At 60.7% G+C, this 18,894-nt stretch carries 18 protein-coding genes and 1 pseudogene; 11 read left to right on the plus strand and 8 right to left on the minus strand.

The genetic code is table 11. The features are described 5' to 3' along the window. The first annotated feature begins 79 nt into the window (after positions 1-79). The 6 genes from ACLK1G_RS21425 (at position 80) to ACLK1G_RS21450 (ending at position 5,233) form a co-directional block, all read left to right on the plus strand. Positions 80-2,269, plus strand: coding sequence for a response regulator (locus ACLK1G_RS21425; RefSeq protein WP_420767235.1), 2,190 nt, complete (start codon positions 80-82; stop codon positions 2,267-2,269). Positions 2,270-2,925: 656 nt separating this feature from the next. Further along, entirely contained in the window at positions 2,926-3,342 is a 417-nt protein-coding gene (locus ACLK1G_RS21430; RefSeq protein ID WP_420767236.1) for a glycine zipper domain-containing protein, read from the plus strand. A 119-nt stretch (positions 3,343-3,461) separates the two neighbouring features. Continuing rightward, positions 3,462-3,635: a hypothetical protein gene (locus ACLK1G_RS21435; RefSeq protein WP_420767237.1), complete on the plus strand. Its 174-nt coding sequence runs from the start codon at positions 3,462-3,464 to the stop codon at positions 3,633-3,635. Between the two features lie 42 nt (positions 3,636-3,677). Next, on the plus strand, positions 3,678-3,881 hold the full coding sequence (locus ACLK1G_RS21440) for a hypothetical protein (protein ID WP_420767238.1): 204 nt from the start codon (positions 3,678-3,680) through the stop codon (positions 3,879-3,881). Positions 3,882-3,966: 85 nt separating this feature from the next. Beyond that, positions 3,967-4,338 carry a hypothetical protein gene (locus ACLK1G_RS21445; protein WP_420767239.1) on the plus strand — a complete coding sequence of 124 codons (372 nt, stop codon included), beginning with the start codon at positions 3,967-3,969 and terminating at the stop codon, positions 4,336-4,338. Between the two features lie 199 nt (positions 4,339-4,537). Next, positions 4,538-5,233 (plus strand): HAD-IA family hydrolase, encoded by a 696-nt coding sequence (locus tag ACLK1G_RS21450; RefSeq protein ID WP_420767240.1) that lies wholly within the window; start codon positions 4,538-4,540, stop codon positions 5,231-5,233. Positions 5,234-5,273: 40 nt separating this feature from the next. Here ACLK1G_RS21450 and ACLK1G_RS21455 read toward each other — a convergent pair whose 3' ends face one another. After that, the gene (locus tag ACLK1G_RS21455; protein ID WP_420767241.1) at positions 5,274-6,020 is read right to left on the minus strand and encodes a 3-oxoacyl-ACP reductase family protein; all 747 of its coding nucleotides are present in this window, start codon (positions 6,018-6,020) and stop codon (positions 5,274-5,276) included. A 125-nt stretch (positions 6,021-6,145) separates the two neighbouring features. Between ACLK1G_RS21455 and ACLK1G_RS21460 the strand changes: the two genes are divergently transcribed. Further along, positions 6,146-7,069: a LysR family transcriptional regulator gene (locus ACLK1G_RS21460; RefSeq protein ID WP_420767242.1), complete on the plus strand. Its 924-nt coding sequence runs from the start codon at positions 6,146-6,148 to the stop codon at positions 7,067-7,069. A 124-nt stretch (positions 7,070-7,193) separates the two neighbouring features. On the opposite strand, the gene ACLK1G_RS21465 is transcribed toward ACLK1G_RS21460, so the two are convergent. The 3 genes and pseudogenes from ACLK1G_RS21465 to ACLK1G_RS21475 form a co-directional block, all read right to left on the minus strand. After that, positions 7,194-7,922: an aspartate/glutamate racemase family protein gene (locus ACLK1G_RS21465; RefSeq protein ID WP_420767243.1), complete on the minus strand. Its 729-nt coding sequence runs from the start codon at positions 7,920-7,922 to the stop codon at positions 7,194-7,196. Between the two features lie 59 nt (positions 7,923-7,981). Continuing rightward, positions 7,982-9,262, minus strand: a pseudogene (locus ACLK1G_RS21470) (NCS1 family nucleobase:cation symporter-1); the annotation flags it as partial. 127 nt (positions 9,263-9,389) lie between these two features. Beyond that, complete coding sequence (locus ACLK1G_RS21475) at positions 9,390-10,133, minus strand: phosphoadenylyl-sulfate reductase (protein ID WP_420767244.1); 744 nt, start codon at positions 10,131-10,133, stop codon at positions 9,390-9,392. 173 nt (positions 10,134-10,306) lie between these two features. Here ACLK1G_RS21475 and thrH point away from each other — a divergent pair, with 173 nt between their 5' ends. Next, entirely contained in the window at positions 10,307-10,924 is a 618-nt protein-coding gene (gene thrH, locus ACLK1G_RS21480; RefSeq protein WP_420767245.1) for a bifunctional phosphoserine phosphatase/homoserine phosphotransferase ThrH, read from the plus strand. Between the two features lie 103 nt (positions 10,925-11,027). Here thrH and pabB read toward each other — a convergent pair whose 3' ends face one another. The 4 genes from pabB to rloA all read right to left on the minus strand — a co-directional run bounded on the left by pabB (position 11,028) and on the right by rloA (position 15,709). Next, positions 11,028-12,371, minus strand: coding sequence for an aminodeoxychorismate synthase component I (pabB, locus tag ACLK1G_RS21485; protein WP_420767246.1), 1,344 nt, complete (start codon positions 12,369-12,371; stop codon positions 11,028-11,030). Between the two features lie 277 nt (positions 12,372-12,648). Next, positions 12,649-13,635 carry an alpha-L-glutamate ligase-like protein gene (locus ACLK1G_RS21490; RefSeq protein ID WP_039593716.1) on the minus strand — a complete coding sequence of 329 codons (987 nt, stop codon included), beginning with the start codon at positions 13,633-13,635 and terminating at the stop codon, positions 12,649-12,651. Next, positions 13,635-15,167, minus strand: a complete 1,533-nt coding sequence (gene rloB, locus ACLK1G_RS21495; protein ID WP_420767247.1) for an osmotic stress tolerance membrane protein RloB — start codon at positions 15,165-15,167, stop codon at positions 13,635-13,637. Before rloB ends, ACLK1G_RS21490 begins: the two co-directional genes overlap by 1 nt. 5 nt (positions 15,168-15,172) lie before the next feature. Further along, entirely contained in the window at positions 15,173-15,709 is a 537-nt protein-coding gene (rloA, locus tag ACLK1G_RS21500) for a retropepsin-like aspartic peptidase RloA (RefSeq protein WP_420767248.1), read from the minus strand. Between the two features lie 277 nt (positions 15,710-15,986). Here rloA and ACLK1G_RS21505 point away from each other — a divergent pair, with 277 nt between their 5' ends. The 3 genes from ACLK1G_RS21505 to prpC are packed head-to-tail and all read left to right on the plus strand — an operon-like array spanning position 15,987 to position 18,755. Then, positions 15,987-16,700: a GntR family transcriptional regulator gene (locus tag ACLK1G_RS21505; RefSeq protein ID WP_420767249.1), complete on the plus strand. Its 714-nt coding sequence runs from the start codon at positions 15,987-15,989 to the stop codon at positions 16,698-16,700. Beyond that, complete coding sequence (gene prpB, locus ACLK1G_RS21510) at positions 16,697-17,587, plus strand: methylisocitrate lyase (RefSeq protein ID WP_181288022.1); 891 nt, start codon at positions 16,697-16,699, stop codon at positions 17,585-17,587. The genes ACLK1G_RS21505 and prpB overlap by 4 nt, the downstream gene beginning before the upstream one ends. Positions 17,588-17,627: 40 nt before the next feature. Further along, the gene (gene prpC, locus ACLK1G_RS21515) at positions 17,628-18,755 is read left to right on the plus strand and encodes a bifunctional 2-methylcitrate synthase/citrate synthase (protein WP_305495984.1); all 1,128 of its coding nucleotides are present in this window, start codon (positions 17,628-17,630) and stop codon (positions 18,753-18,755) included. Positions 18,756-18,894 lie beyond the last annotated feature (139 nt).

The raw sequence follows: 18,894 nt of genomic DNA on the forward strand, positions 1-18,894 counted from the left end.
CGCGGGATAATACGGCCCTGCCTGGGGTCACAAGCTTTTCCCCTCGCTGGGTATTGGCGTGCCAGAAGGATCGAACGCAATGACAGATTGGCTCCAGAGCTATGGAGAAATGGCTGGAAGGGTGCGCCGTCACGATTGGAACGACACCTCCCTCGGACCCTTCGAAAAATGGCCAGATGTGCTCAAGACCACCGTGGCGCTGAGCTTTGCGTCCCATTTTCCCCAAGCAATCGTTTGGGGCCCCGAGCTGGTCATGCTGTACAACGATGCGTTCTTGCCCATCCTCGGTAGCAAACCCGAAGCATTGGGCCGTCCGTTCGATCAGGTTTGGCAGGAAGCCTGGAGCGATATCGGGCCGATCGTGGGCGCGGCCTTCGAGGGACAAGCGACCTATATCGAGAATTTTCCGTTGGTCATCGAACGTGGCGGTGGCCCCGAGAAAGCTTTTTTCACGTTCTGCTACAGCCCCATCCGGGATCAGTTCGGCAAGGTCGTGGGTATGCTGGACACGGTCACCGAGACGACTTCCACGGTGCTCATGACCCAACGCCTGGCGGTGCTCGATGCCATTGGCAGTGCCGTGGCCAATGCCACGGATCCGCAGGCGATCATGGCGACCACCGCGCGCATCCTCGCGGCGCACCTCAACCTGTCCAACTGCGCCTATGCCGATATGGATGAGGACGAGGATGGCTTCACGATTCGTGGCGATTGGGCGAGGGCTGGTTCGCCCAGCATCATCGGGCATTACCGTCTGCTGGATTTCGGCCGGTTGGCGGTCACCAATCTGCGGGCCGGCAAACCATTGGTGATCAACGACAACCTGACGGAGCTGGCGCCTGAGGAAGCGGCTGCGTTCCAGTCGATAGGCATCGCGGCCACCATTTGCGTCCCGCTGATCAAGGATGGTCGCTTGACGGCGCTGATGGCGATCCATGACAAAACACCGAGAACCTGGACGTCGAACGACCTGACGTTGCTGATGGAGGTCACCGAGCGCTGCTGGGCCCACATCGAACGCGCCCGTGCGGACGCTGCGGTGCGTGAAGGCCTGGCGGCACTGGCCGAACTGAACGCGACCCTGGAACAACGGGTCGAGGAGCGCACGACGCGGCTGCAACAGACCGAAGCGGCGCTTCGCCAGTCGCAAAAGCTCGAAGCCATCGGCCAGCTCACCGGTGGCGTGGCCCATGACTTCAACAACCTGCTGACCATCATCCGGTCCTCGGTCGACTTCCTGCGCATGCCCAACCTGTCCGACGAGCGCCGGCAGCGCTACATGGTCGCGGTTTCCGAAACGGTGGAGCGGGCTTCGAAGCTGACCAGCCAGTTACTCGCGTTTGCACGGCGACAGCCGTTGAAGCCGGAAATCATCGACGTGGGCAAGCAAGTCCAGAGCCTGGGGGACATGCTGGAAACGGTCACGGGGGCGCGCATCCACGTCAAGGTCCAATTGTGTGAAAAGCCTTGCTACATCCGCGCGGATCTGAGCCAGTTCGAGACGGCGCTGATCAACATGGCCTTGAACGCCCGGGATGCCATGAACGGCCAGGGAACGTTGTGGTTGAGACTCGATTGTGGGCACAGCATGCCGCCGATCCGAGGCCATGCCGGGGCAGGGCAGGCCTTCGCCGCCATCGCCCTGGAGGACACCGGGACGGGAATCGACCCGCAAATACTCGAGCATATTTTCGAACCGTTCTTCACCACCAAGGAAGTGGGCAAGGGCACGGGGCTGGGGTTGTCCCAGGTATTTGGTTTCGCCAAGCAGTCGGGAGGCAACGTCGATGTTTCCACCGTCGTCGGTAAGGGCACCGTCTTTACGCTGTATCTTCCGGAAGTCGAACCAGAAGGAGTCCAGGCGCCCAAACGCGAGGAAACCACGCCTATGGTGCTGGAGAAGGGCCGGCGTCGGGTATTGATCGTGGAAGACAACTTGGAAGTGGGGCGTTTCGCCAACCAGATCCTGCAAGACCTGGGATACGAAACGGCCTGGGCGACCAATGCCGAGCAGGCGTTGGAGATGATTGGCCAGGATGCGACGAGGTTCGACGCCGTATTCTCCGATGTCGTCATGCCCGGCATCAGCGGAATCGCCCTGGCGAGGGAATTGCACAAGCGTCGCCCGGAGCTGCCGGTGGTGTTGACGTCTGGTTACAGCGAGGAGCTGGCTCGAAGCGGGCATGAAGGTTTCGAGTTTCTGTCCAAACCATATTCGGCTGATCAGGTTTCCAGGGTTCTGAGCCGCACCATACTGGGCGCGGAGTGAGTGTTTCCTTTTTGAAACAGTGGGTTCCGTTCGTCGGTCAGGGCGGGTTGCGGACAGGCAGTCTGTTGATGACCCGCTAGTCTCACTGACGTGAAAGTCGATATTTATAGGCAATCGTTGTTGCCGGTATCGGCTTCGTCAAAAGGGGAAATGCGATGGGAACACAGTACAGCGAGGAAAATGGCGCCGCGTATCCGGTCAACGAAGGTCTACAGTGTGGTCAGTCGGCCTATCGATCGGATTTCGGCGACGAGCCGATCAAGTCCATCAAGACGAGAGTATCCAAGGTACAGCGAGGGGAAAAAGCCAAATTCCTGCCCCGAATACCCGTCAGGAAATAATCGTCAGCGCAGCCCCGTCATCGAATGGGGCTTTTTTTCGCCCGTTCGTTTCGTAAAAACGGGACGTTTCCTGAGATTTTTCATTTTTTTCCTACAGAGATTTGCTTTCACGTTTCTTTCACAGTCGGTCGCGTAGTCTCAGCTCATCCGTTAGAAAGCAGTACCTGCCCGTTTCCCCAGCGGGCTTTTTTTTGCCTGTCATAAAACTACCCCCTTGCTTGTGGTCCAACCGCCATGGCTGTCGCGGTTTGGCGTACACTCGCGCCCGCGCGCGCCGGCCTTTTCCCCCGATGCGGCATTCTTGAGGTTTTTATCATGCGTTTGACTTTGTCCACCTTGGCGCTTGGGCTTGTGCTCGCTCAGGGCGCGATGGCCGCTGGCGACGGTACTGCTGCGGTTGGCGGTGGTCTGGGCGGTGTGTTGGGTAATGTGGTTGGCCAACAGATGGGCGGCAGCACTGGCGCCGCGATTGGCGCGGGTGTCGGCGGTGCGGCCGGTAGTGCGGTGGGCGCGCGCAAGGGCAGCCGTACGGAAGCAGCCATCGGTGGTGGCCTGGGTTCGGCGGGTGGCTCGATCGTTGGCAACCGCTTGGGCGGATCGACCGGATCCACCATCGGCGCGGGCATTGGTGGGGCGGCAGGCGGTGCGCTGGGCAGCAACCTGTCCAATGATAATGATGGACACTCGGGCGGCAAGAAGCACAAGCACAAGCACAAGAAAAAGCATCGCTGAGCGATCCACGCATTGAAAATACCGGCCCAGCGCCGGTTTTTTCTTATGGGCATTTACCCGGAACGATTAGCTTTCTATCGCCTCGAATTCATACATTCACGTGTGATTGGAGGTGTGCCATGACGCCGGAAACTGAAGGCAAGGAAGAAAAGGGCCCGTCGGGTGTTCCCTTCATCAACGATCCGGGCGTCAACGATCCGGGTAACGAAGACCCTGGTTCCCTGATGGATGATGCACAGGTTCCCTTGATCGACGATGAAGATGCTCAGGCTGAGGATGAGTCCTACAAATAAGTCCGTCTTGCTTACGCTCATTGCAAATACCAGGAGGTTGCCATGACTGCTGATACGCCCGTACCCGACGACGAGACGCCGGAATATCCGCTGCGTTCACCCACCGACCCGCTAAGCCGCGACCAGCGACCCCCTGATGACGACGACACTGGAGTCGAGCAGGTGCCAAGCGATGATCAGGATGTCGAGGCGACGCCGGACGATCCGGACATCGCCGGTGACGACGCTTCGGGCACGCCCAGCTGATCGTGATCCGCCCGTCGATTTCGCGGCACCATCGGCGCGCCAGGGTTGCCTGACATGAAGTAATCATCTGAAGAGGAGATTGACCATGATGAAGTCAAACCTGACGGCTCTGGCATTCGCCGGAGTCCTCTGCGCCAGTTCACTGGCGGCTTTCGCCCAATCGTCGGACAACGCGCCCGTGGACAAGGGAGGCATGCCGCCTTCGACGCAGATGGATGCGGGATCCACCACCGACACCACCGGCAACGCCCTGCCACCCGGCTCCGTGGGTGGAGGCAACGGCGATGATGCCAGCGGCAGCAGCACCAGCCCGGGGACCGGTAGCGGTTCCACCAGCGGCGGCAGCACGATGGGTGGCGGTTCCGGCTCAAGCAGTGGGACCGGCAGCAGCAGCGGTAGCGGCGGTAGCTCAAGCGGCGGCGGGTCGGGCTCCGGCTCAGGTGGTTCCGGCAGCTGACGCACGTTCCCGTCGATCATCCCAACTGTTCGTGACGGGGGGTTGCAGTTGCCAATCCCCCGTCACCGTCCTAATAAAATTTCCCATTGCCTGTATCGAGCGCGCCTCGTTATTCTGCTGAATCCTTTAAGGCGAATACGTTGCGCCGGGCGCACCTGAGCCATCCCTGAAATGCTGAGTTGATAACGGATCAGATGCGATGAATGCACCGCTGAAAAAGTTTGGCCCGATCAAGGCCGTGATTTTCGACATGGATGGCTTGCTGCTGGACACCGAAGGGATCTATACCGAAGTCACGTCCATCATTGCCGAGCGCTACGGGCGCACGTTCGACTGGAGCGTCAAGCAGAACATCATCGGGCGTGGCGCCACGGACTTGGCCAACTACGTTGTCCAGGCGCTGGAGTTGCCAATCACCCCCCAAGAATTCCTGACCATTCGCGAACCCTTGATGCGCGAGCGTTTTCCTCATGCCATGGGGATGCCTGGCGCTGAGGAGCTGGTGCGGCATTTGAAGGCTCACCACATCCCGATTGCGGTAGGGACGAGTTCGGCTCGCCCATCGTTCGAGCTGAAAACCACCCTGCATCGGGACTGGTTCGCGTTGTTCGACTGCATCGTGACCGCAGATGATCCGGAAGTGGGTGCGGCCAAGCCCGCTCCGGATATCTTCCTCACCGCGGCCCGACGCCTGGGCGTCGATCCTCGCGATTGCCTGGTCTTCGAGGATTCCCCGTTCGGCGTCACGGCGGCGAAAGCGGCGGGCATGACCGCCATCGCTATTCCGGATTCGGCCATGGCCGACGAAAAGTACGCCCACGCCGATGCGATCATCCGATCACTCAAACTGTTCCAGCCAAGCCTGTGCGGTTTGCCGGAACTGGAATGGGCTTGATGCGAAAGGGCTGCTGTGCAGCCCTGCGGGTTGCCTCGGATCAGGCGCCGAAACCGCCGTCGATGGTCAGGCTGGCCCCGGTGATATAGGCAGCTTCCGGGCCCGCGAGGTAGGCAACGAAGCTGGCGATTTCTTCCGACGTGCCGTAACGGCCAACCGCCATGAGGTCTATCAGGCTGGAGGCGAAGTCGCTGTCGGCCGGGTTCATGTCAGTGTCCACCGGGCCGGGCTGCACGTTGTTGACGGTGATGCCCCGTGGGCCTAGGTCACGGGCCAGGCCTTTGGTCAGGCCTACCAGCGCGGATTTACTCATGGCGTACGTGGCGCCTCCAGCGAAGGGCATGCGGTCGGCGTTGGTGCTGCCGATGTTGATGACCCGGCCACCTTCGCCCATGTGCCGCGCGGCGGCCTGGGTGGCGACGAACACACTGCGCACGTTGACGGCCAGGGTCTGGTCGAAATCTTCCAGTTTGAACTCATCCAGCGGCGCCATTGCCAGCACGCCGGCATTGTTGACGAGGATATCCAGGCGGCCAAAAGCCTCGACGGTGGCGGCGACGGCGTTGCGCACGGCGTCGGCGTCGGCGCTGTCAGCCTTGATGGCCAGGGCCTTGCCGCCCGCTGCGGTGATGCTGTTCTGCAGTTCTTCGGATTTTGCGCCAGAGCTGACGTAGGTAAAGGCGACTGCCGCGCCTTCCGCAGCCAGGCGCTTGACGATGGCGGCGCCGATGCCACGGGAACCGCCTTGGACCAATGCGACTTTGCCGTTCAGTGCTTGGGTATTCATGATGTTCTCCATAAGGTGCCGGGGCGAGGTGCCGCGGTGATGGGGCGAGTATCAAGACTAGGCTATCGGCTGGGTAGACCTTCGTTGATATAGTCTGTGTAAACCCAAAGTTGATAGTGGGCGCCATGGAGAGTTTCAGCAGTATCGAATGTTTTGTTCGCAGCGCCGAAGTCGGCAGCTTTGCCGAGGCGGCACGACGTTTGGGCGTGACCCCGGCAGCGGTGGGTAAAAGCGTCGCCAAGTTGGAGGCGCGGATGGGGGTGCGCCTGTTCCAGCGCAGCACCCGCAGCTTGAGGCTGACCGAAGCCGGCCAGTTGTTTCTAGGAGAAGTTGGCAGCAGTTTCAACACCATCCAGAATGCCGTCGCCAACCTGGCCAGCGCCGGCGGACAACCGGCGGGAACGCTGAAAGTGAGCATGGGCACGGCGTTCGGGCGGTTGTATGTCGTGCCGTTGTTGGGGGAATTGCTGCGCAGGTACCCGGCGATCAGCCCGGATTGGCATTTCGATAACCGGCAGGTGGACTTGATCGGCCAGGGCTTCGACGCGGCTATCGGCGGCGGTTTTGAGTTGCCTCAGGGCGTCGTTGCTCGAAAATTGGCCGTGGCCCACCGGGTGCTGGTTGCGTCAGGCGATTATTTGCAGAAATATCCAGAGATCATCGAGCCCGGGGATCTGGCGCACCATCGAGGCATTCTTATTCGCTCGCCCCAAACCGGGCGTGTCCGTTCATGGCTATTGACCAGCCGCGACCAACAACATAGCCCGCTCATGCTTAAACCCGGCATGACAATGAGTGATTCAGAGGCCGATTGCGCCGCCGCGGCTCAGGGGTTGGGCATCGGTCTGGTCAGCATGCCAGTAGCTCTTCCCTTCCTCGACAGCGGCGCCGTGCAACGGGTCCTGCCGGACTGGTACGTCGATGATGGCAACATTTCCATCTATTACGCTGAGCATAAACTGTTGCCAGGCAAGACTCGGGCGTTCGTGGACTTCATCATTGAGCAGTTTGGCGAACAGGGGTTGGCTCGGCGGTTCAGCGCGGTCTGATTTGGACGTTGACCGAGTTGGCTCCAGTCGCGAGCAAGCTCGCTCCCACAGGATTTCGCAATAACACAGTTTGTGTGGCCGCTGGAATCCATATGGGAGCGCGCCACGGTCTAGAGCCGCACACTCACCGCCCAAACCGCCCCGGCCAGCCGATGATGTTCTTCGGCCGAGGTGTCGCGTAGGTGCGCACCTTAGAGGTGGACAACCCCAGCCGCACCAGCGATTCGGCAATCGTCACGGCCGCGGTCACTCCGTCCACCACTGGCACGCCGGTGCGCTGGCGGATCTGCTCATCGAGCCCGGCCATGCCGCCGCAGCCCAGGCAGATCACTTCCGCCTTGTCCTGCCTGACCGCCAGTTCGGCCTGCTGCACGATCGCTTCCACCGCCCGTTGCGGGTCCTCTTCAAGCTCCAATACCGCAAGGCCGCTGGCCCGCACCGAGGCGCAGCGATCGAACAGGCCGGAGAGTTTGAGACGATCTTCGATCAGCGGCACTGTGCGGTCGAGCGTCGTGACGACCGAGTAAGCGTGGCCCAGGAACATGGCGGTGCTGGCGCCAGCGTCGGTGATATCCACCACCGGCACGTCGAGCAACTCCTGCAAGCCCTCGCGACCATGCTCGCCGTAGCCGGCCTGGATTACCGCATCGAAGGGTTGGTCATAGGACATCACCCGGTCCATGACGGCGATGGCCGCCAGGTAGCTCTCGAAGTTGCCTTCGATGGAATCGGCACCGAAATGCGGCGTGAGCCCAATGATCTCAGTACCCGGCGCGGCGACGGCCTGGGCTTGTCGGGCAATGGCCTGGGTGATGGAATCGGTGGTGTTGACGTTGACCACTAGAATTCGCATGAGCTATTCCTTTTGAACGAAAAACAGGAGGCCCGTACCTGACGAGCCATTTCCATGGATTAATGGCTGACGTTATCCACAGCGATGGATTCGCCGCTTACGTCCTCGTAGTGCGGCTCGCGCTTGGCGATGATCAGGTACAACAACCCTGCAATCGAAGCGCCAATCAGCCAGGAAAATGGTGAAATGCTGTCAAAGCCGGGCACCAGCGCCAGGACAATCGCGATCAGTGCCGCTGGAATGAACGCCGCCACCGCCCGCAGGTTGACCCCGTTGCTGTAGAAATACGCACCATTTGGGTCCTCGCTGTACAGTTGCGGCACGTTGATGCGGCCTTTTCTCAGCAGCCAGTAGTCGACCATGATCACGCCATACAGCGGCCCGAGCAGGGCGCCGAGGCCGGACAGGAAATACACGATCACCAGCGGGCTGTTATAGAGATTCCACGGCAGGATCAGCACGGCAATGGCGGCGCTGATCAACCCCGCGCGGCGGAAGGTCAGGTACTTGGGCGCCAGGTTGCTGAGTACGAACGCCGGGGCGACGAAGTTGGCCATGATGTTCACCGCCACGGTGACGATCAAAAAGGCCAGGCAGCCAAGCACCAGGAAGAACGTATTGGGAATCGAGGCGATGACCTGGGTCGGGCTTTCGATGATCTGGCCGTTGATCTGGAACTGCGCACCGCACAACAGGATGGTAATGGCGGCAAACACCAGAATGTTCACCGGCAAGCCCCAGAAGTTTCCTACGACGATGGTTCGGCGGCACGGCGATGAGCGGGCGAAATCGCAGAAATTCAAAATGAGCGTGCCATAGATCGCCAGCCACAGCGCACCGCCCGCCAATATGTTGCGCCACATCTCGCCTCCGGTCAGGGGCTCGCGGATCGACCAGGCAATGGTTGCGTCGGCCTGCAGATACATCCAACCGGCAAGTGCCGCGACCGTCACCAGAATTACCGGCCCGGCGAAGCCTTCGTAGCGCCGGACCATCTCCATGCCGTAGGCAAGGATCACCAGTTGCACGAACCAGATGGCCACGAAGCACACCCAACCCAGGCTCGACAGCCCGAGGATGGAGTTCTGGTCGTACTCGGCGAAGCCAGGGTGGACCGCGGTCAACAACACGCGAAATACCACTGAAGCCAGGTACGTCTGAATACCAAACCAGGCGATGGCGATAACGGCCCTGATCAGCGCAGGAATCTGCGCGCCGTGGATACCGAAACTGATCCGGCTGATGACGGGAAAAGGTACTCCAGTTTTCTGCCCCATGTAGCCGGACAGGTTCATGAAGCCATACACCAATGCCGCGCCGATCCCTATTTTCAACGCTAGCGTCAAGCGGGGGGAGGCAGCAGGTAGGGTTTTAGAGTCGGTGTAACTTTTAGGGGCATTCAAGCGGGGCATGCACACAAAAATGGCACCTGAAGTGACATTTTTGTGTACAGAAAATGAGGAAGGGCTAAACAGTCTTGGATTTGGCGATGATATTGCCGGCGTGCAGCCCGCATTCTTTCTGCGTGGCTTCCTCCCACCACCAGCGGCCCTCGCGCTCATGTTGGTTCGGCAGGACGGGGCGGGTGCATGGCTCGCAGCCGATGCTGATAAAACCGCGTTCGTGCAGGCTGTTATAAGGCAGCTCGAGCATGCGGATATAACCCCAGACTTCCTCGCTGGTCATCTGCGACAGCGGGTTGAACTTATACAGCGTGCGCTCGGGCGTAGAGAATGCCGTGTCGATTTCCAGCACCGCCACCTGGCTGCGGGTGCCAGGGCTCTGATCGCGGCGCTGGCCGGTGGCCCAGGCGCGCACGTCGGTCAGTTTACGCCGCAACGGCTCGATCTTGCGGATGCCGCAGCATTCGCCATGGCCGTCCTTATAGAAACTGAACAGGCCTTTTTGCTTAACGAATGGGTCCAGTTTCGTATGGTCGGGCGAGATCAATTCGATGTCGATCTTGTAGTGGTCGCGGACCTGGTCGATGAAACGATAGGTTTCCGGGTGCAGGCGGCCGGTGTCGAGGCTGAACACCTTGACGTTCTTGTTCAGTTTCCAGGCCATGTCCACCAGCACCACGTCTTCGGCGCCGCTGAAGGATATCCACAGGTCATCGCCGAATTCGGCGAAGGCCAGCTTGAGGATGTCTTGGGGGGACTTGTTGGCATAGGTCGTGGCGAGTTCCACGACGTCAAACGATGGGCTCATCAGGGCGGTTTCCTACAGGTCGGTGGCGCTGGGCGCTCTATATGGGGCTGATGGTAACAAAAGCAACGGGGGCTGGCGCGCTCCTGTGCGTTGCGCGGGCTTCGTCGAATGGCTAGAGTCGGCAAGCCTTTTGTTCGCTCAACCGATAAACATCAAAAAAATGGGAGTGTCTTGTGGAAATTGCCTGTCTCGACCTGGAAGGTGTGCTGGTCCCGGAGATCTGGATCGCCTTCGCTGAAAAAACCGGGATTGAATCCCTCAGGGCAACCACTCGGGACATTCCCGACTACGACGTGCTGATGAAGCAACGGTTGGGCATCCTTGACGAGCATGGTCTCAAGCTCTCCGATATCCAGGAAGTCATCGCCACCCTTCAGCCGCTGGACGGCGCCATCGAATTCGTCGACTGGCTGCGGGAACGGTTCCAAGTGGTGATTCTTTCCGACACCTTTTACGAGTTTTCCCAACCGCTGATGCGTCAGCTGGGTTTCCCGACGCTGCTCTGCCATCGTTTGATCACCGACGACGGCGGGCGAGTGACTGCCTATCAGCTGCGTCAGAAAGATCCCAAGCGTCAGTCGGTCCTTGCCTTCAAGAGCCTTTACTATCGGGTGATCGCGGCGGGAGATTCCTACAATGACACCACTATGCTGGGCGAAGCCGACGCTGGGATACTGTTCCATGCGCCTGAAAACGTCATCCGCGAGTTTCCGCAATTCCCGGCGGTGCATACGTTTGCCGAGTTGAAGCAGGAATTCATCAAGGCTTCGAACCGCCCCCTCGGCCTGTAACACTTCTCAATGTGGGAGCGAGCCTGCTCGCGAAGCGGTTTGTCAGTCAACATCAAATCTGGGTGGAACACCCCCCAAGCGCGCCGGCGCCCGCCCACCCGGGTCACAGGTTCTGCAAGGTTTCCAGCAGGACCTTCACCTTGGTCATCGACTCCTGATATTCCGCCTGCCAATCTGAATCCGCGACAATCCCACCACCGCCCCAGCAACACACCTGTCCATCCTTGACCAACAAACTGCGGATGGCGATCGAGCTGTCCATTTCCCCGCGCACATCCAGATACAGCAGCGAGCCGCAATACAACCCGCGTCGGGTCGGTTCGAGTTCGTCGATGATCTGCATGGCGCGGATTTTCGGCGCGCCGGTGATCGAGCCGCCGGGAAAACTACCAGCGATCAGGTCCAAGGCGTCCTTGTCATCCGCCAGTTCGCCGGTCACGCTGCTGACCAGGTGATGCACGTTCGGATAACTTTCCAGGCTGAACAGCTCCGGCACTCGCACCGAGCCGATGCGGCACGTGCGGCCCAGGTCATTGCGCAGCAGGTCGACAATCATCAGGTTTTCCGCTCGGTCCTTGGGGCTGGCCAGCAGTTCGGCGGCGTGGGCCGTGTCTTCCTCGGGCGTTGTGCCGCGGGGTCGGGTGCCCTTGATCGGGCGGGTTTCGACGTGGCCTTCGCTGACCTTGACGAAACGCTCCGGCGACAGGCTCAGTACCGCGCCGCCCTCCGGCAGGCTCTGGAAACCGGAAAAAGGCGTCGGGCAGGCCGCCCGCAGCGCCTGGTAAGCGGCCCACGCATCGCCCTGGCACCGGGCGCGAAAGCGCTGGGCAAAGTTGACCTGATAACAATCGCCGGCCTGGATATACGCCTGGATACGTTCGAATGCCTGCTTATAGGCTTCAGCGCTGAGGTCGGGCGCCATCGGGCCCTCAAGACTGAACGCCTTGGCAGGCGCCGCGAGCGGCTGGCTGAACAGTTCAATCAAACGTTGGCGTTCACTTTCGCCGCAATGGGGATGGAAAACCAGTTGGCTGGTAGCGGCCTGGTGATCGGTAATCAATGCCCAGTCGTACAGGCCGAAACGTGCGTCGGGCAGTTGCAGGTCATCGTGTGCTTGGGACGGCAGTGCTTCGAGGTGTCGGCCGAAGTCGTAGCTCAAATAGCCAATCAGGCCGCCAGCGAAGGGCAATTGCACCGTGCCAGGTAGCTCTGCGTGGCCCAGCTGCGTTAGATGCATCCGAAGACGCTGTAGGAAATGGCCACCGCTTTCATCCGGCAGCACCGCCAGTTGTTCCAGCGGCCAGGCACTGAGCAGGTCATAACGCCCCCGCTCGGCGCTCGGCCGGCCGCTGTCGAGCAGCACGCTTCCCGGGGCATGGCGGATCGCCGCGAAATAATCGGCGGGGTTGGCGCGGTAGGGCAGCGAGTGTACGAAGCAGGTTGGCATGGGCGGGGTGGGTCGGCCGTTCAGGCGGGGTGGCGATTGTAATCCCCTGTAGGAATTGCTCCTAGAGGGATGTCGGTATTGAACAGGTCTGAAGCTTCAATGAGACCCGTGGCGAGGGAGCTTGCTCCCGCTGGGCTGCGAAGCGGCCCCCTGGGCAGCTGAGCGCGATCATTCTGATACATCGAGGTGCTGGGCTTTGGGGTTGCTGCGCAACCCAGCGGGAGCAAGCTCCCTCGCCACCGGGTTCAACCTTCAGCTTCGGTTTTCATCCTCAGCTTCACCCCTCAACCGGCGGAATGTGCCCGAACAATTCCTGGGCAAACGCCACGCGCTCTTCCACGGTCTCGATCACGCCGCGGGCCTTGAGCTCTTCCAGGCGTGCTTCCACGGCATGGGTGCGCAGGGTCAGCCCGCAGTCGTTGGCAATCTGGATGTTCAGCCCGGGGCGGGCGTTCAGTTCGAGGATCAACGGCCCTTTTTCCTGGTCCAGCACCATGTCTACGCCGATGTAGCCCAGCCCGCACAGTTCATAGCAACCGGCGGCCAGTTTCATGAAGCCGTCCCAGTAGGGCAACTGCACGCCATCCACCGCGTTGGTGGTGTCGGGGTGCTTGGTGATGATGTTGTTCAGCCAGGTGCCGCGCAGGGTGAGGCCGGTGGCGAGGTCGACGCCGACGCCGATGGCGCCCTGGTGCAGGTTGGCCTTGCCGCCGGACTGACGGGTCGGCAAGCGCAGCATGGCCATCACCGGGTAGCCCATCAACACGATGATGCGGATGTCCGGCACGCCTTCGTAGCTGATGCTCTTGAAGATCTGGTCCGGCGTCACGCGGTACTCGATCAGCGCCCGGTCACGGTGCCCACCCAAGGAATACAGGCCGGTGAGGATGCTCGAGACGTGGTGCTCGATTTCCTCGTGGCTGATGATCTTGCCGGACACGGTGCGGTAGCGGCCTTCGAAGCGATCGGCGATGACGATGATGCCATCGCCGCCGGCGCCCTGGGCCGGCTTGATCACGAAGTCGGTGCGCCCGCCGATGATCTCGTCGAGCTTGTCGATTTCCTTCTCGGTGGAGATCACCCCGTACAGCTCCGGCACATGAATGCCGGCGGCGATAGCCCGTTCCTTGGTGATGATCTTGTCATCGACGATGGGGTACAGGCTGCGCTTGTTGTACTTGAGCACGTAGTCGGCGTTACGCCGGTTGATGCCCATGATGCCCCGAGCTTCCAGGGCTTTCCAGGTCTTCCAGAGGCCGAACATCAGGAGTCAGCCTTGACGAAGGCCTTGAACCGAACCAGCTCGGTCAGGCGGTAGCCGCGATAGCGACCCATGGCCAGCATGAAGCCCACCAGGATCAGCAGGATCGCCGGGAAGGTGAACACGAAGTACACCAGCTCAGGAACACTCATGATCAGGTGCGCCAGCGACGCGGCGAACAAGGTGCCGATGGCGACTTTCATCGCGTGGCCGGCGCCGCGTTCTTCCCAAGTGATGGACAGGCGTTCGATGGTCATGGTCAGGATCACCATCGGGAACAGCGCCACTGACAGGCCGCGTTCCAGGCCCAACTTATGGCTGAACAGGCTGATGGCGGCGATCAGCACCACAACGAACGTCAGCACCACCGAGAGCCTCGGCAGCATTTGCAGCTTGAGGTGCTCCAGGTACGAACGCAGCGACAGGCCCAGCGTGGTGATCACCGTGAACAGTATGATGCCGAAACCCAGTTGGGTTTCGCGGAAGGCGAGGGCGATCAGCACCGGGGTGAAGGTTCCCAGGGTTTGCAGGCCGATCAGGTTGCGCAGCACCAGGATCACCAGCACGCCAATGGGGATCATCACCATGATCATGAAGGTTTGCTGGGTCTGCAGCGGCAGGCCGTACAGGGAATATTCGAGGAAGTTGGCGTCAGTGTTCTCATCCGTCAGCTTGGCCAGGCGAATGGCGTTCATTTCGCTGTTGTTCATGCTGAAGGTGACGGTGGCTTTCTTGCCGCCATCGACGGTGATCAGGTTCTCATCGCCGGTCCACCACAGCAAACGGTCGGTGGGCAGGCCTTGCTCGCCGGTATCCGGGTTGAAATACAGCCAATCGGTACCGTTGAAACTGCGCAGCCACAGCTCGGGTGTCTGCGGTTGGTCAGCCACCAGGCGAATGGTGTGGACCTTTTCCACCGGCACGTGGGCAATGGACAGCACCAATTCAACGATACGTGCCTTGTTGGCCGACGAAGGATCACCGGCCAGCAACAGCTTGACGTTGTCGTCGTTGAGGTTGTTGACCCGCTTGATCGCTTCGCTGATGAAGGTCTCGACGTCGGCCGAATGCTGGCGGATCGGCGCGAGCAGTGCTTCGGCGGCGAGTTTTTCCGGCCCTTCGACGGCAATGCTGTCGCGGAAGGTCGGGCCCTTGACCTTGGTTTTCTCGGCGCTGTAGCGCTTGGTCAGCACCAAGCGGTAATAGAGGGTCTGGTTGCCCTTGGCGCGACGGGCCGACCACGTCACCTTGCGGTTGCCGTCGACCCGGTTCACCGCCACGCCGTAATTATTGGAAATGAAGCTCTCGTTGAGGCTCACATAGTCGCGGCTCAAGGGGGGCACGAACATCTGGATCTTCACCGGATCCTTGGCGTTGGGCACGAATTCGACCTTGGCATCGATATTCCAGAGATCATCGGTGGCGTCTTCGGTCACCGGGATGCCGAGCACGAAAATCTGATAGGCCGTTACCGACAGGCCCAGCACCACCAGGATGGCGATCAGCATTTTCAAATGGAGGGTAAGGGAGCGCATTGGAATTACTCTGCGGTGTGAGCGGCATTGGCGCAGGCGGGTTTGCCGGCTGCGTATTTGAGACTGGGGTCGACCAGCGCGTCAAAGCGTTTAAGCGCCTCGGAGCCGATCAGCAACGGGTATTGAAAGGCGCTGCGGTCGGTCAGGTTCACTTCGATGCTGCGCAGGGCCGAGCCCATGCAGATGTCCAGTTCGATGACCGGCCGGGCCGTGTACTTCTTGCCTTCTTCGGGGTCGTAGTCACCGGCGCGGCGCTTGATCTTGCTGACTCGGGCCAGCGGGCGTTCGATGGGGTGCGAATGGGCGGCGTCGATCGCCAGGTAAAAGCGCACCCAGGATTCGCCGTTGCGCTTGAAGCGCTTGATGTCGCGGGCACTGAGCGAGGCCGTCTTGGCACCGGTGTCCAGCTTGGCGGCAACCTCCAGGTCAATGCCCTGCAGCGCCGCATATTCGTTGAGGCCGTACACGGTTTTTTCACCCGCCGCGGCGAGCCCGGGCAGGCACATGAAGCAAAAGGCAGCGGATAAGGGCTTGAGTGTCATAAATCCTGGTGCGCAGCGTTCCGTTTTCGGTTCAGGCCCTGGCATTACTGCGCAAGCTCCCTAGGTGCCTTCTCTATATAGAAGAGTGGCAAATGCGGCGGCATTCTAGCACGGTGGTTTTCTGACGCCACCGCTGGCCGGGGGCTACGATACTTCGAAGCGGCAAGTTATGTCAGCACGCGTTATTAGACGATTGTCGACAATATGGTTTTTTGCTTTGACGTTTGAGGGTTATACGTTTAGTTTTTGCCGTATTGATTTTAAAGGTGTCGACAATATGCTTGATCAGCTCGAAACGCCGGTCCTCGTCCAAGACGATGTCGAGACCTTGTCCGAGAACGTTTTTCGACGCATCCAGGCTGCCATCGTCAAGGGCGAGATCGCCCCGGGCAGCAAGATCTCCGAGCCCGAACTGGCCCGTACCTACGGCATCAGCCGTGGGCCGCTGCGCGAGGCGATCCATCGCCTCGAAGGCCAGCGCCTGCTGGTGCGCATCCCCCATGTCGGGGCACGAGTGGTCTCGCTGAGCCATGCCGAGCTGCTGGAGCTCTATGAAATTCGCGAGTCCCTGGAGGGCATGGCCTGTCGCCTCGCGGCGCAGCGCATGACCCTGGAGGAAATCGACGAACTGCGCCGGGTCCTGGAAACCCACGAGCGCGATGCGGCGTTCCAGGCCGGTGTCGGCTATTACCAGCAGGAAGGCGACTTCGACTTCCACTATCGGATTATCCAGGGCAGCGGCAATCGCACCCTGACGCAGATGCTCTGCGGCGAGTTGTACCAACTGGTGCGCATGTACCGCATCCAGTTTTCCACCACGCCCAACCGTCCGCGCCAGGCTTTTGCCGAGCACCATCGGATTCTCGATGCCATCGCCGACCGTGACGGCGAACTGGCTGAATTATTGATGCGCCGGCACATCGGCGCGTCCAAACGCAACATTGCGCGTCATTTCCAGGACAGCGCCGCCACTGAACGAGGTGAGTCATGAGTTCCAGCAAGAGCACGCCAGGCCAGCGTTTCCGCGATGCGGTCGCCAACGAGCATCCGCTGCAGGTGGTCGGTGCCATCAATGCCAACCACGCGCTGCTGGCCAAGCGCGCCGGTTTCAAGGCGATCTACCTGTCGGGTGGCGGCGTGGCAGCCGGCTCTCTCGGCGTGCCGGACCTGGGCATCACCGGCCTTGATGACGTGCTGACCGACGTGCGCCGCATCACCGACGTCTGCGACTTGCCGTTGCTGGTGGACGTGGACACCGGTTTCGGTTCCTCGGCGTTCAACGTGGCGCGCACGGTCAAGTCGATGATCAAGTTTGGCGCGGCGGCGATTCATATTGAAGACCAGGTCGGCGCCAAGCGTTGCGGCCACCGCCCGAACAAGGAAATCGTCTCGCAGCAGGAAATGGTCGACCGCATCAAGGCCGCCGTCGATGCCCGCACCGATGACAGTTTCGTGATCATGGCGCGCACCGATGCCCTGGCCGTTGAAGGTTTGGAATCGGCGCTTGACCGCGCCGCCGCATGTATCGAGGCCGGTGCCGACATGATTTTCCCCGAGGCCATCACCGAGCTTGAGATGTACAAACTGTTCGCCAGTCGCGTGAAAGCGCCGATCCTGGCCAACATCACCGAATTCGGCGCGACCCCGCTCTACACCACCGAACAACTCGCCGGGGCCGACGTGTCCCTGGTGCTTTACCCGCTGTCGGCGTTCCGGGCCATGAACAAGGCGGCCGAGAACGTCTACACCGCGATCCGTCGCGACGGCACGCAACAGAATGTCATCGACACCATGCAGACCCGCATGGAGCTTTACGATCGCATCGACTACCACACCTTCGAGCAGAAGCTCGATGCGCTGTTCGCGGCGAAGAAGTAAGGCGCGACTCCCTACAAATTCAAGAAAATGGAGACAGAACATGGCCGAAGCAAAAGTACTCAGTGGCGCCGGGCTCCGTGGCCAGGTAGCTGGGCAAACCGCCCTGTCCACCGTAGGCCAGTCGGGCGCCGGGCTGACCTATCGCGGCTACGACGTCCGCGACCTGGCGGCGGATGCGCAATTTGAAGAAGTGGCCTACCTGCTGCTGTACGGCGAGCTGCCGACCCAGGCCCAGCTGGACGCCTACACGGGTAAACTGCGCCAACTGCGGGATTTGCCGCAGGCCTTGAAAGAAGTGCTGGAGCGCATTCCCGCCGACGCCCACCCGATGGACGTGATGCGCACCGGTTGCTCGTTTCTCGGCAACCTTGAGCCCGAGCAGGATTTTTCCCAGCAGCACGACAAGACCGACCGCCTGCTCGCCGCGTTCCCGGCGATCATGTGCTACTGGTATCGTTTCAGCCACGAAGGCCAGCGCATCGAATGCGTGACCGACGAAGTCTCCATTGGCGGCCATTTCCTGCATCTGTTGCACGGCAAGAAACCGAGCGAGCTGCACGTCAAGGTGATGAACGTGTCGCTGATTCTCTACGCCGAGCACGAATTCAACGCCTCGACCTTCACCGCCCGCGTCTGCGCCTCCACGCTGTCGGACCTGTTTTCTTGCATCACCGCCGCCATCGGCTCGTTGCGCGGCCCGTTGCATGGCGGCGCCAACGAGGCGGCGATGGAAATGATCGAGCGTTTCAGCTCACCGCAGGAAGCCATCGAAGGCACCCTTGGCATGCTGGCGCGCAAAGACAAGATCATGGGCTTCGGCCACGCGATCTATAAAGACAACGATCCGCGCAACGAGGTCATCAAGGGTTGGTCGAAAAAACTTGCCGACGAAGTGGGCGACACGGTGCTGTTCCCGGTCTCCGAAGCCATCGACAAGACCATGTGGGAGCAGAAGAAACTGTTCCCCAACGCCGATTTCTACCATGCCTCGGCGTACCACTTCATGGGCATCCCGACCAAGCTGTTCACGCCGATCTTCGTCTGCTCGCGCCTGACCGGCTGGGCTGCCCACGTGTTCGAACAACGCGCCAACAACCGCATCATCCGACCGAGCGCCGAATACACCGGCGTCGAACAGCGCAAGTTCGTGCCAATCGAACAACGCTGAGCTGGAGGGCTAGCCGCAGGAACTGAGGGACTGGATAAACCTACAACCCTGTGGGAGCGAGCCTGCTCGCGATAGCGTCGGGTCAGCAGCATCAATGTTGGCTGACACACCGCAATCGCGAGCAGGCTCGCTCCCACAA

Origin of the sequence: Pseudomonas algeriensis (genome assembly GCF_048847255.1) — a bacterium.
GTDB lineage: Bacteria > Pseudomonadota > Gammaproteobacteria > Pseudomonadales > Pseudomonadaceae > Aquipseudomonas.